This window comes from Mesorhizobium sp. M0590, assembly GCF_040320905.1.
Lineage (GTDB): Bacteria > Pseudomonadota > Alphaproteobacteria > Rhizobiales > Rhizobiaceae > Mesorhizobium.
This window is the reverse complement of sequence record NZ_JAMYQN010000010.1, coordinates 144,944-160,109: the sequence shown is the minus strand read 5'-3', so window position 1 is coordinate 160,109 and position 15,166 is coordinate 144,944. Positions and strand designations below refer to the sequence as shown.

General features: G+C 61.2%; 12 protein-coding genes and 1 CRISPR repeat array. Of the genes, 1 reads left to right on the top strand and 11 read right to left on the bottom strand.

From position 1 onward, the window contains the following. Nucleotides 1–305 precede the first annotated feature (305 nt). From NKI52_RS18485 to NKI52_RS18435, 11 genes are all read right to left on the bottom strand, one after another. Entirely contained in the window at nt 306–566 is a 261-nt protein-coding gene (locus tag NKI52_RS18485) for a pyocin activator PrtN family protein (RefSeq protein WP_352698932.1), read from the bottom strand. 349 nt (nt 567–915) lie between these two features. After that, on the bottom strand, nt 916–1,191 hold the full coding sequence (locus NKI52_RS18480; RefSeq protein ID WP_352698930.1) for a hypothetical protein: 276 nt from the start codon (nt 1,189–1,191) through the stop codon (nt 916–918). A gap of 524 nt (nt 1,192–1,715) precedes the next feature. Further along, nucleotides 1,716–3,463: a CRISPR direct-repeat array (repeat unit 32 nt; unit sequence GTTTCGATCCACGCCCCCGCGAGAGGGGCGAC). A gap of 203 nt (nt 3,464–3,666) precedes the next feature. After that, the gene (gene cas2 / locus NKI52_RS18475) at nt 3,667–3,957 is read right to left on the bottom strand and encodes a CRISPR-associated endonuclease Cas2 (protein ID WP_352699031.1); all 291 of its coding nucleotides are present in this window, start codon (nt 3,955–3,957) and stop codon (nt 3,667–3,669) included. A gap of 42 nt (nt 3,958–3,999) precedes the next feature. Continuing rightward, nucleotides 4,000–4,998, bottom strand: coding sequence for a type I-C CRISPR-associated endonuclease Cas1c (gene cas1c, locus NKI52_RS18470; RefSeq protein WP_352698928.1), 999 nt, complete (start codon nt 4,996–4,998; stop codon nt 4,000–4,002). After that, the gene (cas4, locus tag NKI52_RS18465; RefSeq protein ID WP_352698926.1) at nt 4,995–5,681 is read right to left on the bottom strand and encodes a CRISPR-associated protein Cas4; all 687 of its coding nucleotides are present in this window, start codon (nt 5,679–5,681) and stop codon (nt 4,995–4,997) included. Before cas4 ends, cas1c begins: the two co-directional genes overlap by 4 nt. Nucleotides 5,682–5,683: 2 nt before the next feature. Then, nucleotides 5,684–6,640: a type I-C CRISPR-associated protein Cas7/Csd2 gene (gene cas7c, locus NKI52_RS18460; RefSeq protein ID WP_352698924.1), complete on the bottom strand. Its 957-nt coding sequence runs from the start codon at nt 6,638–6,640 to the stop codon at nt 5,684–5,686. After that, nucleotides 6,637–8,388: a type I-C CRISPR-associated protein Cas8c/Csd1 gene (cas8c, locus tag NKI52_RS18455; RefSeq protein WP_352698922.1), complete on the bottom strand. Its 1,752-nt coding sequence runs from the start codon at nt 8,386–8,388 to the stop codon at nt 6,637–6,639. Before cas8c ends, cas7c begins: the two co-directional genes overlap by 4 nt. Beyond that, on the bottom strand, nt 8,385–9,053 hold the full coding sequence (gene cas5c, locus NKI52_RS18450; RefSeq protein ID WP_352698920.1) for a type I-C CRISPR-associated protein Cas5c: 669 nt from the start codon (nt 9,051–9,053) through the stop codon (nt 8,385–8,387). Before cas5c ends, cas8c begins: the two co-directional genes overlap by 4 nt. Nucleotides 9,054–9,099: 46 nt before the next feature. Beyond that, complete coding sequence (gene cas3, locus NKI52_RS18445) at nt 9,100–11,352, bottom strand: CRISPR-associated helicase Cas3' (protein ID WP_352698918.1); 2,253 nt, start codon at nt 11,350–11,352, stop codon at nt 9,100–9,102. A 317-nt stretch (nt 11,353–11,669) separates the two neighbouring features. Beyond that, nucleotides 11,670–12,041 (bottom strand): hypothetical protein, encoded by a 372-nt coding sequence (locus NKI52_RS18440; RefSeq protein ID WP_352698916.1) that lies wholly within the window; start codon nt 12,039–12,041, stop codon nt 11,670–11,672. A 168-nt stretch (nt 12,042–12,209) separates the two neighbouring features. After that, nucleotides 12,210–12,374 carry a hypothetical protein gene (locus tag NKI52_RS18435; RefSeq protein WP_352698914.1) on the bottom strand — a complete coding sequence of 55 codons (165 nt, stop codon included), beginning with the start codon at nt 12,372–12,374 and terminating at the stop codon, nt 12,210–12,212. Nucleotides 12,375–13,045: 671 nt separating this feature from the next. Here NKI52_RS18435 and NKI52_RS18430 point away from each other — a divergent pair. Further along, nucleotides 13,046–15,157: a DUF3363 domain-containing protein gene (locus NKI52_RS18430; RefSeq protein WP_352698913.1), complete on the top strand. Its 2,112-nt coding sequence runs from the start codon at nt 13,046–13,048 to the stop codon at nt 15,155–15,157. The last annotated feature ends 9 nt before the right edge of the window (nt 15,158–15,166 follow it).

The following is a 15,166-nucleotide window of genomic DNA, read 5'->3' as shown; positions in this document are numbered from 1 at the left end:
GATAAAGTCTCTTGGGTCATGCTGTACCGAATGCCGTACCGTGCAGGCGATCAATTGGCGAACTTAGAAATTTAACCTGGCCGCTATTGCTTCGAACCGGAAGATTTTGACACATCGGTGACATCCACAGTCCGCGCTGCGAATGACCGCATTGCGCCCCATTGTCGCCGCCCAGCCATCAGTTCGCGTCTTTGTTGAAGTCGTGCCGTACCGAACGCATTACCGGAAACTCTCACAAGATTCATCGGGTTGGAAAGTCCGGGCGGCTTTCTGCGGGCGCGATCGAAACTCTTCACCTTTGCTACCTACTCCGTGAGCCCCTTCATCTCTTTTCTTGCGGCCTCTGTACGGAACTCCAGGTATTTGGCTAGGTCGGCGAGATGAACGCCCTTCGCACACTTCTGGCTGTTCTCGATCCGCACCAGCGGAATGGCAATTTCACCGGTGGAAATCTTTCGGACCAGCTTCGTTGGCGTCAGGTGAGAGAAATAGTCTCGGCAGACGTCATCGATCGGGATGATGGCCTTGCCTCCATACTGAGCCATCAAAAGCAGTGCCGTGTTCATTCCAGGTTGCTATCCCGTGTTAGGAGCTTAGGAGACTAGCAAGCCGCCCAACGGGTTCAACGGCCGGGCAGGGGCGCGCGTGCAAAAGGGTGGGCGCGACCTAAGCAACGGTCGGGGGTTCAAGTCGCCAGAGGGATACCGCCAATATAGTGCGGCCACTGAATTCGTTTGCTAACTCGACTCCTTTGCAAGTTATAGGGCGGTGTGCAGCCTTAAATCGTGTCCCCGCAACCACTTCTGTCATAGTACGCTAACCGTCTCGGTCTAACCGAGGCGGTTTTTGCGTTCGTGGATTCGGAAACGTCAGGATCGCGCCAAAACGGCAACCATTCGGCCAGAGCAGCGCTGGCTACGATTTCGGGCGACGGTTTTCTGCGGTGGGTTTCGGCGGTGCGTGACCCGCAGCCCTGCGCTCGTCTGCGATATGCCGAAGGTTGTCGATGCCGTCTTCGGTGAAGACGACGATAGTTTCGCTTAATTCGGTCGCGGGATAGTCGTCGTAGGCGCTCAGGCAACCGTCTTCAGAGAACATCTCGATCAAGCAATCACGCAGCAACTCTTCTTCCTCGCCGAGCATCTCGGCGACATATTTGAGAGTGTAAAGAGCGGAGTTGCGATATCCCATCTGACGGCCTCACCCACGCCCCTGCGAGAGAGGCGACGCGCTCTCCTGCCCCGCCAGGATGATCGCCTCTCTGGTTTCGATCCACGCCCCCCGCGATAGGGGCGACGCACGTTTTTCAGCGCGGCCGAGAGCGCGGTCTTGTTTCGATCCACGCCCCCGCGAGAGGGCGACCCGAATACTGGCACGAATTCTACTGGCAGGCATGGGTTTCGATCCACGCCCCCCCCGCGAGGGGGGCGACTGTATCGGAGCGGGCCGATCGGCACACCCTCGTAGTTTCGATCCACGCGCCCGCCCGACCGCTCCGGTGTGCTTTTGGTAATAGCGCCAGTTTCGATTCACGCCCCCCGCGAGAGGGGCGACCATACGCCGCGGCCGCCCGGGCCGGGCGAGAAGGAGTTTCGATCCACGCCGCCGCGAGAGGGGCGACCTTGGCGGCGATGATGCAACGCGCCAGTTCCCGGTTCCACGCCCCCGCGATAGGGGCGACGGGAGGGCGCGCACCCTGACATACTCGAGTTCGAGTTTCGATCCACGCCCCCGCGAGAGGGGCGACCTCCCCAAGGCACCGATAGACGCGGGGGTGGCGGTTTCGATCCACGCCCCCGCGAGAGGGGCGACTCGGTTTGTGCGCGATGCCGCCGATCAGGCAGATGTTTCGATCCACGCCCCCGCGAGAGGGGCGACGGCCAGCCAGCGCGCGTTACAGCCATCATTCGAGAGTTTCGATCCACGCCCCCGCGAGAGGGGCGACACGTAAGCGTTTCCCATCAACGGTGTGTCGCCGGGGTTTCGATCCACGCCCCCGCGAGAGGGGCGACTGCCGAAGTTGGCCTTTCCAGTCGTCTCAGTGTCGTTTCGATCCACGCCCCCGCGAGAGGGGCGACCCTACACCGGATCCAACAATAATCACTGGTATGGTTTCGATCCACGCCCCCGCGAGAGGGGCGACTTACCGCCTGATCGAAGTCGGGAACGATATGCTTGTTTCGATCCACGCCCCCGCGAGAGGGGCGACACAAACCTGACGCGCAGGCTGTTGCGTTTTGGGAGTTTCGATCCACGCCCCCGCGAGAGGGGCGACCCTATACGAATTTCAAAAACTACTGCCTTGCGCGGTTTCGATCCACGCCCCCGCGAGAGGGGCGACAGCGGCCTTTTCGGTGGGGACGCTGGCCGCCGCAGTTTCGATCCACGCCCCCGCGAGAGGGGCGACAGCCATGAGAATGGCTTTGTCGTAGGGTGCGGGGGTTTCGATCCACGCCCCCGCGAGAGGGGCGACGCTGAAACCACTGGCTGAACGACTGTCCGCTCTGGTTTCGATCCACGCCCCCGCGAGAGGGGCGACCGCGACATGGAACGCCCGTTGCGGCGATCTATGCCGTTTCGATCCACGCCCCCGCGAGAGGGGCGACTTGCCGCAGCACTGCAATGCACGACTGCCGAACTGTTTCGATCCACGCCCCCGCGAGAGGGGCGACAAGGGCTGTATCCGATGGAGCGGCCGCTGTGGTGTTTCGATCCACGCCCCCGCGAGAGGGGCGACTGGACACCATGCCGGATGTGCGCGGCAAGGACCTGTTTCGATCCACGCCCCCGCGAGAGGGGCGACTCCTCGTCGAAGGGCGCAGCCGGGTCCGGATTGTAGTTTCGATCCACGCCCCCGCGAGAGGGGCGACCCGTTCAGTGTCGCGGGCAAGCAAAAAGGGTTTGTTTCGATCCACGCCCCCGCGAGAGGGGCGACCAGTCGGTTGCGTCGGAGGCGCGCAGATCAAGGCGTTTCGATCCACGCCCGCGCGAGAGGGGCGACTCTGGCAGCATGGGCGGTCTTTGTGCCGCTAGGGTTTCGATCCACGCCCCCGCGAGAGGGGCGACTTTTGCGGCATGACCGACTGCATGAGTTGAACCATGTTTCGATCCACGCCCCCGCGAGAGGGGCGACCTGAGACGGATACCCCGCTCAGTGTTGCGATATGCGTTTCGATCCACGCCCCCGCGAGAGGGGCGACGCATTTGTTGCGAGGCGTAGCGTTCCGACATCAAGTTTCGATCCACGCCCCCGCGAGAGGGGCGACTTCCGGGTCGAGAGTATCGCGCAGGTAGTGCGGGTTTCGATCCACGCCCCCGCGAGAGGGGCGACTGGTGCCCAGCGCATTGTCTCAACAAGGCCTCCGTTTCGATCCACGCCCCCGCGAGAGGGGCGACGATCCGAACACTCCGGACGCCGTAAGGGCCAAGGCGTTTCGATCCACGCCCCCGCGAGAGGGGCGACAGTGCATCAGCTAACAGATTGCGAAAATTGAGGAAAGACGAGTTAAAAGGCGAACATAATCCTTCAGCCGACGGAGGGTCGACCGACAACCCAGCTTGGCGTAGATAGTTTCACGATTTCAAAGAACTAGCGCCGGTGCGAACCCGTCGGGATTTTCCGGCACGCTTTATGTTCGCGCTGTCTCGCGCTGTCATACAATGGATTCAGACGATGAGGGCACCGCCGAGGTCGACCGCAGGCTTAGCGCCGACATGCTCCACCCGCCGCTGCCAACTGGCGCCCAGATAATAGTAGCGCAGGCTGTCGTGCTGACGATCGATAATTCGCTCCAGCCTGGCCTTCACCTTGGTCCACTGGGCAGGGTCGACCTCGATCTCGAACACTGAAAACTGAACTCTCTGACCGAAATCCTGGCACGCTTTGGCTACTCTGCGGAGCCTGCGGGCACCGTCGCCTTCCATAGTTTTCACATCATAGGTCACTAGTACCATCATCATACGAACTACTTCCAGAACCAAGGCGGATAGGCGTCAAGGTCACCGTAGATGACGGGCCAGAAGCTGCGCTTGAAGGTGTGGCACCAGGCCAAGCGGAGCATTTTCCTCGATGAATGGATGATGGCGTCCCTGTTTCTTGCGTTCCTGCCAGGCAGCAAGCACGGTCTTGCGGCCATCGTCGGTAAGCCAGACCGCGCCGCCGTCGCGGACCTCGAAGTCGGCGGCGCGTAGCTGGCGCCGGTTGATCAACGACAAGGCAAGACGATCAGCCAAGACCGGGCGCAATTCTTCCATCAGATCGAGTGCCAGGCTCGGCCGCCCTGGCCTATCACGGTGTAAGAACCCGACTGCAGGGTCGAGGCCGACACCTTCTGCCGCACTACGGCAGTCGTGAGTCAGAAGTGTGTAAAGGAATGAGAGCAGCGCATTGACTGGGTCGAGCGGCGGTCGGCGCGAGCGGCCGCGAAAACGCATTTGCGCATCAGGCGAACGGATCAGAGTATCGAAAACGCTGAAATAGTGCGCGGCAGCTTCGCCTTCGGCACCGCGCAACTGATCCAGGTCGAGCCCGGCGAGGCTTACCCTGCGCAAAATATGCACCTGACGCCTCGTTGCATCAGCGACACGGTCGCGCTCTCCCGGTGCCAGCTCCTCGCCATAATCGCGAAGCCCGCGCATCAGCACCGCCCGCTGGTTGGATATCTTGCCGGCGACCATGCCGCGCACAATATCTTCCGGCGCCTCAGACGCGCGATACTGCGCCCGCCGCAACAGCACATTGCCGGCCACAGGTCCGTCGACCCTGGCTTGAAACCGGCCGGCACGGTCGAGCATCACCAATGTGATGCCAGCGCCGGCACAGGCGCCAATGAGCGCCGGCGAGACGTAGATCGCCCCGAAGACAACGACGGAGCCGAGCATGTGCAACGGAACGCGGGCGCGTTCGACACCCTCGATCTCGGCCACCAGATTCTCGCCGTCCTTCTTCAGGCCGGCGCCTTCCGACGTGACATACACCGTGTTGAGAAATTTTTTCACGACGCGGCGTCTTCCTCCAAAAGCAAAACCAGCGTTCGGTTGCGCCAGTCACGCGCCGATTTCGCCATGGTCTTTGGACGGCAGAGATCGATGAGTGAGCAGGCTCGGCAGCGGTCGGCACGGTAGATCGCCTTCGGCGTCTGGCGCGTCGTGAAGATTTCGCGCAACCGGGCGACTGTTTCCTCCGTGAGCAGACGCAGTTCCGCATCGAACGGCACCGTGACCCTGCGCTTTGTCTCGCCATAGAACAGCGCACCCTCCGGCACCCGCCTTCCGGTCATCTCCTCGAGGCAGAGCCCTTGAGCGCAGAGCTGCACCTCGTCGGCGCGGTGCAGCTTCGGCTTTCCTCGCTTGAACTCGACAGGGTAAGGCGTTTCGCCATTGATGCCCGTATGAAATTCCACCACGTCTGCGACGCCGGCAATGCCGAGACGTTTCGACGCAATCGAAAGCGCAGATTCGCGACGCACGCCGCGCACGCGCCGCATGCCCGGCCTGTCGGCGGCGATGTGCAGGACATGGCCTTCCGCCGTAAACCGGTTCTCTTCCCACATTCGCTCGATGTGGATGAGTGCGGCCTGCCGCAGACAATAGACAGCGTGCTGCAGCGCCGAGAGCGGAATGGGATCGGCATCCCGTTCGTCGGGCTGGACGGCCAGAGTTTCGCCCGCGCCCGTCGCCATGGTCACAGACGCTCGATGATCTCCACGCCGTCAGGTAGCCCTTCACGATCGATCTCGATTTTATAATCGCTGAATTTCCGGGCCGGCGGATAGTTGTCGATGCCCGAATCGTCGACATCGCGGAACGCACCGTCAATGTTGCGGCCAACCCTTACGCGATCAAAGAGCGCATGGGCCGGTGCGTTGCCGAGCGTATTGGCGTGTTTGAAGACGACGAGCTTGCGGCTTGCCATTTCTCCGCGCGCGGCGGACCGGTCGTGCTCGAACATCGTTGACAAGGCCTCGAAGAGTAAGTCCAGGTCCGTATCGGAAAAGCCTGTGCGTTCGGCGAGTTTCGCCGAGACGAAACCGTGGGCGCGGTAAAGACCATAGGGCACGATGTGCTTGCGGCCCATGGTGCGGTTGTCGACGCGGTCGTTACCTTCCTCACTGCCTTCTACCCGTTGCTTCTTCTCGGCATCGTTGGTTGCCGCCATGCGGGTGATGGAGATTTCCTGGGGCACGATCGGCTCGATGGAGCCCGCGAAGGTCATCTGCACCGGTCCGCGCACCTGACCCGCATTGATGCCGGTCGACATGACCGCGCCGAAGGTACGAACGTCGAAGAAATTCGCACACATGAACTTTGTGAGCGCCCGCGCCTCATCGTCGCTCTTAGGATTGAGCTTGGCGTCCTTGGCGACTTTCCCGTCATCTGGGCGCAGCGCGACGTAGGCCTTGCGATGCTGCTCGTTCAGGATCGCGCCTTCCTTGACGTAGATGTTGTAGCTCTGATGTTCGCCTTTGGCGAACTCGACATAGTTGCGCACCTTGCGCTTGAGGCTGACGTCCGAAACCAGACCATGATTGGTCTCGGGATCGAGCCGCGGCATGTTGCCGGCATCCGGGTCGCCGTTCGGGTTGCCCTTGGATACATCAAACAGCAGGACGAAATCATAGCGGTTGGAAAGGGCGTTCATGATGCGGCATCCTGTGTGTCGACGGTTTCGGGTTTGCGGAAGAATTCGCCGCGCTGATGGTAGTAGCCGAGGCCGAACAGTGCCTGCTCTTGGGCGGAAAGGGAGGCCGGGAAGGGATCGCTGTCGGGCGACATGCGTTCGAGGATAGCGCCGATGGTCTTTTCGAGATTGATCCTGTGTCCAGGCCTTTGCTTGCCGACCTTCGAAAGATGGTTGGCTGATCCCCGGTCGAGCAGGGCGAACACCTTGCGAGGTTGGGCGGATGCCGAACCGTAGAATTTGTCCTTGATGGTGGCGTTGACGTTGCGACCGAGCGCGGCCGTTTGTATTTGTTCATAGGCAGCAAACAGCCGCCCGAGCAGATAGCCCTTGTTTCTATTCTCCGGTTCGAACGACACGGGAGCCTCCCCATTTGTTTTGTTGAAATTTCGAACGAGCAGTGCTTTCAGGATGCCAACCCTAAGAGCGCTTACCTCTCCGTCCGCTCGAATGCGCATCAGCACAGTCGAGAGCAACGTCAGCGGATAGCGGGTGCCGGTCAGGATCGACCGCATCCATTCGCCGGCGAGATTCGGCGGCACGTTTTCGCGCTTGCCCAGCACCGCGGTTTCGGCGAGATATTTCCATAGCGCTGGGTGCGCGTCGCGCGGCGGCGGATCGATGTCCATTTCGGCAACGAAGCGCTGGTAGTTTTTCGCCAGCACGCCGAAATCGTTTTCGAACCAGAACCGGATCGAAAGCCGCGCGGCATTCGGAGCAAGACCAAGGACATAGAAGCGGACGCCGTTTTCAAGTTCGGGGGCTATCTCCTTGAGTGGCAGACCGTTGCGAATACGAGCTAGGATATCGCCGACCTTGCCGGCTTGGGTGACTTCATCGACGTCCGAAAACATCGCACCGAAGGTGCCTTCGGCGGTGCGCGCCACTTCGGCGTCGGACGCATCAGCCCAGAAAACGGTGGAGGTGTCGCCGACCTGGATGCGGTTGGTCTTGCCAGCAAGGAATGTGTTGAGCGCGGTGGAATATTTGAAGGCGGCAGCTTCCGAGACAGGAGCATTGTCGCCCTGCTCGTGCTCATAGGACGTGAAGGCATCGAGATTGAACGATACGATGGAAGCGCCGGAGGATTGCGCACCCCACACGCCTTTGATTGCCGGATGAAGGCGCGCGACCGCTCCATTCGAGCCGGTGACGAGGCAGAGCGACACGGCATCCCCGCCACCGCCGCTTCGGTCCGCCCACAAAGCCTTGGCGGCTGGCCGATCGTGAAGATAGCCACCTTGCCGCCGCTCTGTTTCGAGCGCAAATACGACGTTCTGGTCCTTCAAATCCGACGGCCATCCTGATGTTTCAAATTGCTCAGGAACCCATTTTTCAATGAAGGATCGAAGTGCCAACAATCCAAAATCGTTCGTTTCGGCAAGGCTGGCCAAATGCGTGTCTCGGAAAACTTGCCAGCGTGACAAAGCGTCCTTGCCGTCCGTTGCAGTGACGCCAAGTGCAAACGCCGAATTATCCCAGAGGAAAAATGGTTTAGGGTTTATCCCAGGCCGTTTAAACGACGCCGGCACCTGCATCATGCGTGGCAGTTTCTTCTTGCCCGTGCCATCTCGTAGATCGGTAACGCTGGCCACGGTCCCATCTTGGTTGAGCGAGATGACGAAACCGATCTTTTCCGTGGAATAGCCGAACGGTGGCGCGTCGGGCAGGCGGTCGTAGGCCTTGGCAAGCGAAGCCAAAATGCTCATCGCCGAATCTCCGCGGAATCGGGAGCCGGAACGCGCATCACGCCGTTGTCGAGACCGGCCCGAAAGAACAGCGAAGGCTTGTCCGGTGCCGCGTGGTCGATGTCCCAAAGCATGAAGCCGAGGTCGCGCGTTTCCTTGATCGCTCCCGGCAATGGTTCGCCAGGCGGCAGCAGTTCGAAGGCTGCCGCGAATTCGCGTGTGCCCAAGCAGGGCTGGTGGAAGCATTGCCCGCGCGCCGCGCGACGGTTGAACGTGTCGAGATGCTTGCCTTCGTTGTCGTCGGGTCCCGCCTTGTCGGTCATCTCGAAATGCGCTTCGATGACATAGGCGACGTCGACGAGCACGGTGGCGGCTCGCTGCTGGCGGTCCTCGTCGACGAGCAGATGCAGGCCTTCCAGGCTGCCGCGGTTCATCGCCGTCTTGACGTTGCGGACGGAAACCTTGCTGCCAACCTCGTTGCGGCGGATGGATTGGAAACGAATGGGATTGAGGACATGAATGCTGTCCACTACCCATTTGATGGCCGGCTTCCAGTGAACGGCTTCCAATATTCCCCGGGCAGCGGAGGGCGTCATCACATCGTAGGAGACACGCTCAACTTTCATCTCCAGTCGCGTGAAGCACGCATAATTCCCCGATACCTTCAACCTGACGCCAAAAGACATTCGCCCCTCCCCAGAGACATTTAATACGCAAGGAACATATCAAGAACTAAATGACAATAGCCTCTTGCGATAAATATTCGGCGTCCTCCCAAACGAGGCCAACTTCCGGGTCATAGAGACCAAGCGTCATGAGCACCGCAAACTGGTCAGCGCGCAGCCTCTCGTCGGCAAATTTCACATGGCCGCAGGCGATAAGCCGTGCCCGTGCCTTCGGCGGCACCTGTACGACATAGGTCTGCAAGTCACGGGCAATCGCGCCGGACGGAATCGTCTCGATCCTCAGCTTTGCAATCGCCGCTTTCGCTTGTTCGTCTCGGGCGACAATCACCGGAACCATGCCGCTCTCGATCATGCGAAAATTCTCGGCGACCGAGCGATATGAAAAGTTCGTGACGCCGCCGCTGCCGATCCGAAACTTATCCACTATGGGCAGTCTGTCGTTGCGTCCACGATCCAGCCCTTCGGGGCCGATGCGCCAATAGACTTCGCCGAAGAAATCCTCGATCGCGGCGGGCGACAGAAGCTTTTCGTGCCTTGCCATCATCCGGGCCATGTCGCCCGATAGCCCCGCGATCTCGGGCGGTGGCGGGTTTTCCGGTGCCTCGAAGACAATGACAATGCTGTCCTCCACTGGTCGCCGCCCCTCGCGATTGCAGCGCCCAGCCGCCTGCGCTATTTGATCCAACCCTGCTTCCGCGCGCAACACCTTCGGGAAATCGAGATCCACGCCGGCCTCCACCAGCGAGGTTGCGATCACGCGACAGGGTTCGCCGTTCATCAGTCTTTGCCTGACCGCAGCCAGAATCTCGCGCCGGTGCGCTGCATATTGACGTGTCGTCAGATGGACGAGGCCATCGAGTCCCGCTTCCTTCGCCTGCCGATAGAGCGCCAGCGCATGCTTGCGGCTGTTGACGATGACGAGGCCCTGATCGGTCTTGCTGAACTCGGCCAGCAGGGCCATGTCGTCCATCACCCCGCCATGCTCCAACCTGACACGTTCCAGCCTCTTCGCCATGTCGTCGGGATCCGGCGCCAGTTCGCGACCCTCCAGCGGCAGCCCGGCCGGATGCCTTGCCGGAAATTTCCGTTGGTCGAGCGCCGGTTGGGTCGCGGTGCACAGCACAATGCTGCAATTGTAGTTCTCGGCAAGTTCGCGCAGCGCCCAAACGGCTGGGATGAGAAGTGGACGCGGCAAGGTCTGCGCTTCGTCGAGAATAATGACGCTGTTCGCAATATTGTGCAGTTTGCGGCAGCGCGAGGTTCGCGCGGCAAACAGGCTCTCGAACAGTTGCACATTGGTTGTCACCACGATGGGCGCCGCCCAATCTTCCATGGCGAGCTTGAGCTTGTCTCTGTCGGCTTTCGTGCTGTCGGCATCCCGTGGTTCACGTGGGCGACGTTCTTCGTCCTCAATGGCCGAATGGTGTTCCAGCACGACATCGTTGCCAAGTATTTCGCGAAAGATCGCCGCCGTCTGGTCGATGATCGAGGTAAAAGGGATGGCGTATATGAGGCGACCGAGCCCATGCGCTCTGGCGTGCTCAAGTGCGAAGCCGAGCGACGCAAGCGTCTTGCCACCGCCGGTCGGCACAGTCAGCGTGAAGAGGCCTGGCTTTTCGGAAGCACGCGAACGCACATGGTCGAGAATGTTCGCTCGCAAGACGTTCACCGGCGTGTCCGACTTGCGCTTCTGGCCCATATGGGTGTCGAAGGCCTTGATCAGGCTGGGCAGGACTGATTGCAGCTCCGGCCAGGTGCGGCCGATCTGCCGCCCCTCCGTGCACGCATAGAATTGTTCGGTATCCTTGAAATCGGCGTCGACAAGGCAGGAAAAAATCATCCGCCCGAGGAAACCGAGTTGGAAGGCGGCCCTTGTCCTGTCCGTCTTCTCCCAGTTGGGGAACGACGGCAAGAGATCGGCAACCTCGGGCGCGATTTCGGACTTCCAGATAGGATCGAGCCCCGCAGCCGAAAAGCCATTGAGACGTTCGGACAGTGTGGAAAAAGTCTCTCCCTGCTTGTCCGGCAGACCAGCATGGTGCCCGGCAATGCAATAGGCAATCAGTTCGGCAACGATCCTGTCGTCCGCTTTAACAGCTCGCGCCAGTTGCACGACGATGGCAGCGCCTGCAGTGGAGTGGTCGACCCGTTCCTGCGCGCCGGACAGTCGCGCCTGGAATTGTGGCGTATATTTCCCGAGATCGTGAAGCAAGCCGGCAAGTCGAGCTGCACGTCCGATGCCGATCCGCGCGCCAAACTGCTGCGCAACTTCGGCGACGGCGATGAGGTGGCTATTCAACGGTTGCCAATTGGAGCGAACGGGTTCGGCGGTCGAATGCGCGTAGTACATTGTGCCCTTTATGAGATTGAACGCCGTGCGGCTGGGGAATCTGACGCAAAGCTGAGCTCGCCTGGCTACAATTTCCCTTCGAAGAGCTCTCTTACAACTGGACTTCATGCGCAAAGGAAGCACGTCTGCGATTGGCTTGGTGGCGAGCAAACAAATGACGAAAAAAGAGCAGCGCAACGTGCATTTTTGGAAAATGGCCTGGATCACGGCCGATGCCAAAGGCAGCTAGTTCGATACAAAATCCGCTTTGATATTCTCCGAAACGCTCATGCCCGGCTGTCCAGCCGCAACCGAATACGCGGCATCGATACCAGAGCCGTAGCGAAAGTTTGCGCGCTAGCCGTCAGTTCAGTATCAGGATCGACGACCGTAAACCAGCGCTGGCGGTGCGATCCCGCCGTGCGGGGCACGGAAACATTTGTCCGCAGAGTGGTAATATTTCCAGTATCCGCCTCGACCATCAATCGCTCGTGCAACCGCCGCAGCAGCGCGTCGCGCGTCATGCTTCCGCCTGGGAACATGATAAAGACGATGGCGCATTCGCGTTTGCGGAGCAGTCGAATTTCCGAGAAGGTCGCATGCTTCTCCGTCTCCGCTGACGCCATTGTCCTGGTCGAGAAATATGATGTCCGCGCCATTGAGAGCGCTCCGCTAGCGTGTTCCAGACGCGATCCGCTCGACACGCGGCGGCATCGGCCCACGATGAAACAGTGCTCCTTTGGGCCAGATCGCCTTCTGTTCAAGAGCGGCAATGTGCGTTCCGGCGGCGTGGCGAGCCCTGTGTGAAGCTCTTCATTGAGTAGACGCTACGCCGCCCTGTCGTGCCATTCGAGATGCCGTCCATCCGGGCGTCCGTCATCTCCCGGCGCGTAGTTCCATGCGATGCTGAGCGTCCGGTCTGCTCCCGCGACCGCGCGCTGGAACGCGGATTTGAGATCGTCGCTGACATCGCCGGCATACCGATCGCGCATTCGGTCCCCATATTCGTCGCCGTTAAATATCCGCCCGATTGCACGGGTGCTGCAAAGTCTCACGGCGCCATGTCACCACAGAATTCCCGCCGGAATGAGAGCGATGTGGATCACGTCGAGCACATGGACAAGCCGCCATGTCGTTTTGTCCGTGTCTTCTGCATGACGGCAATCGACATGGTGACAGCCGAGCGACTGTGAGCTTTTGACATGCAATCCGCTGTCGGCGACAGGTTGCCGGTAGGGCGGACGGCTCAGGGAATGGGACTGCAAGGTGGCTTGGCTGCAAGTTCTGAGTCGGCATTCGCATCATTATTTTCAGAGTGATTCGCACTCAGGACTTACCCTTGGTGATACTACGAGGGTCAGAATGGCAGAAAGGCAGAAAGAAGAGTGATGGCAAGATAAAGCGAGCTGACGCTCGCACTCGCTTTGCTCGTAAGTGTTTGTCTGCACATTGTTTTTTCCGATGCGTCCGGGTTCTAGCCGGTACAACGCGAGGTGCGAACGGTGCTGGTTGTCTGTTATCCCATTGATCTGAACAGCAAAGTTTAGGTGCCGCAGCGATGTGCGATCCGCTGGTCTACGCCACAGCAAGTCTTTGCGCGCCGTAGCATTCTCGGCGCTCCGACTATCTTGAAGCGCGAAATCCGACTGCCGATGCTGTCGTTATGGCAGATCGTGACAGCGACAGGTTCCAGGTTCGCACCGGCCGGACGCGGCGCGGCGGCGCGCCGGTCAATTCGCGGGCGCTGCCCTTCGTCCGCCAGGTCGAGATCGCCATCCGCAAGCAAGGCGGCAATCCCAATCGCCTTGGCGCAAGCAGCGGTGCCGGGAAGGGGACTGGCCGCTTCAATGCCCGTGGCCGCGGCGGCAAGATGGCGGCAGGGTTGCCAAAGGATGGTGGCGGATGGCGGCAGGACTCCAATGGCATCCGCTTTCGCTCCCGCCGCGTCGTGGTAAAGGCACGCGTCGTCAAGCTGCCGGGGCGAGGGAAGGCGAGCGGGCGCGGCCAAAAGTTCGTTACAACGAGCAAGGCGGTTGATGCGCATCTGCGCTATATCCAGCGCGACGGCGTGACCAGGGACGGCGAGAAGGGGAGAGTGTACTCTGCCGCCGACGACGAGGCCGATGGCAAGGCCTTCGTCGAGCGCGGCCGCGGCGACCGGCATCAGTTCCGCTTCATCGTTGCGCCGGAGGATGCCGCGGAGATGGAAGACCTGCGGTCCTTCACGCGCGATCTCATGCGCCAGATGGAAGTCGATCTCGACACGCGCCTCGATTGGATTGCTGTCGACCACCACAACACCGGCCATCCGCACAGCCACATCCTGGTGCGCGGCGTCACCGACGACGGCAAAATCCTGAACATCGCTGGCGGCTACATCGCCCATGGCATCCGCCACCGGGCAGGCGAGCTGGTGGAACGGGAGCTTGGGCTGCAAAGCGAGGTCGAGGTCGCCCGCAAGCTGGCCAACGAGGTGGACGCCGAACGGCTGACCCGGCTCGACCGCATGCTGATCGCCGAACAGCAGGCGCACGATCTTATCGACCTCCGGCCCCATGCCAGCGACAGCTACACCATTTCCAGCAATCGCTATCTGCTGATCGATCGGGCAAAGAGGCTGGAGCACTTCGGCCTGGCGAGCGAGATCGAGCCCGGCCGGTGGGTCGTTTCCGACAGAGCCGAAAGCACGCTGCGGGCACTTGGCGAACGCAACGACATCATCAAGACCATGCATCGGGCGTTGGAAGAGCACGGCCTCGCCGACGAGCGGGGCGCGGCGCAATATGTCATGCACCGGCGGACCATCACCGAGCCGGTCGTCGGCCGTGTGCTCGCCAAGGGTCTCGCCGGTGACGAAATGAGCGACCGGCTGTCGCTCGTCATCGATGGCGTCGACGGGCGCACCCACTACGTCGAGACCGCGGATGCGGCAAAGTTCGACGACATTCAGCGCGGCCATATCGTGGCGCTCGATCCCATCCGGCCGAAGGAGGAGCCGCGTGCGGCCGACCGCAACATCGGCGTCGTAGCCGGCGAGGATGGCATCTATCGATCAAGCCAACACCTGGAGGCGATCCGCGAGACGTTTTTCGAAGAGGGCAAGGACCCGGACGCCTTTGTCCGTTTCCATGTCCGCCGTCTCGAAGCGCTGCGCCGGGCCGGCCATGTCGAACGCATCGACGACGACCACTGGCGCGTTCCAAATGACCTGTCCGAGCGCGGCATCGCTTACGATGGCCACAACCGCGGCAAGGACTTCTCCGTCCGCGTGCTCTCGACGCTCGATCTCGACGCGCAGGTCGGCAGCGACGGCGCCACCTGGCTCGACCGGGAGCTGACGGCCAAGAACCCTGTGCCGCTGGTCCGGTCAGGTTTTGGTCTCGACGTCGACAACGCCCTCGACAGACGGGCTGCCCAGCTCGTCAGCATGGGGCATGCCGAACGCGACGCGACCAGCGGCACCATCACCTTCTCGCGCGACCTTGTAGCCACGCTGGAGCGCCAGGAAGTCACGAGGGTCGGCAAGGAAATGGCCGCTGCGCGCGGCCTCACCTTCGCGCCCGTACAGCCCGGCAACCATGTCGGCGGCACGCTCCTTGGCTCCGTCCGTCTTGCCAGCGGGCGCTTCGCCGTACTGGACGATGGCATCGGGTTTCGGCTTGTGCCCTGGCAGCCGATGCTCGACAAGCGCATCGGCCAACACATCGCCGGCGTCGTGCAAAGCAGCGGCAGCATCGAATGGAGCTTCGGCAGAAAGCGCGGGCTGGGGCTGTGAGAGCGCTCA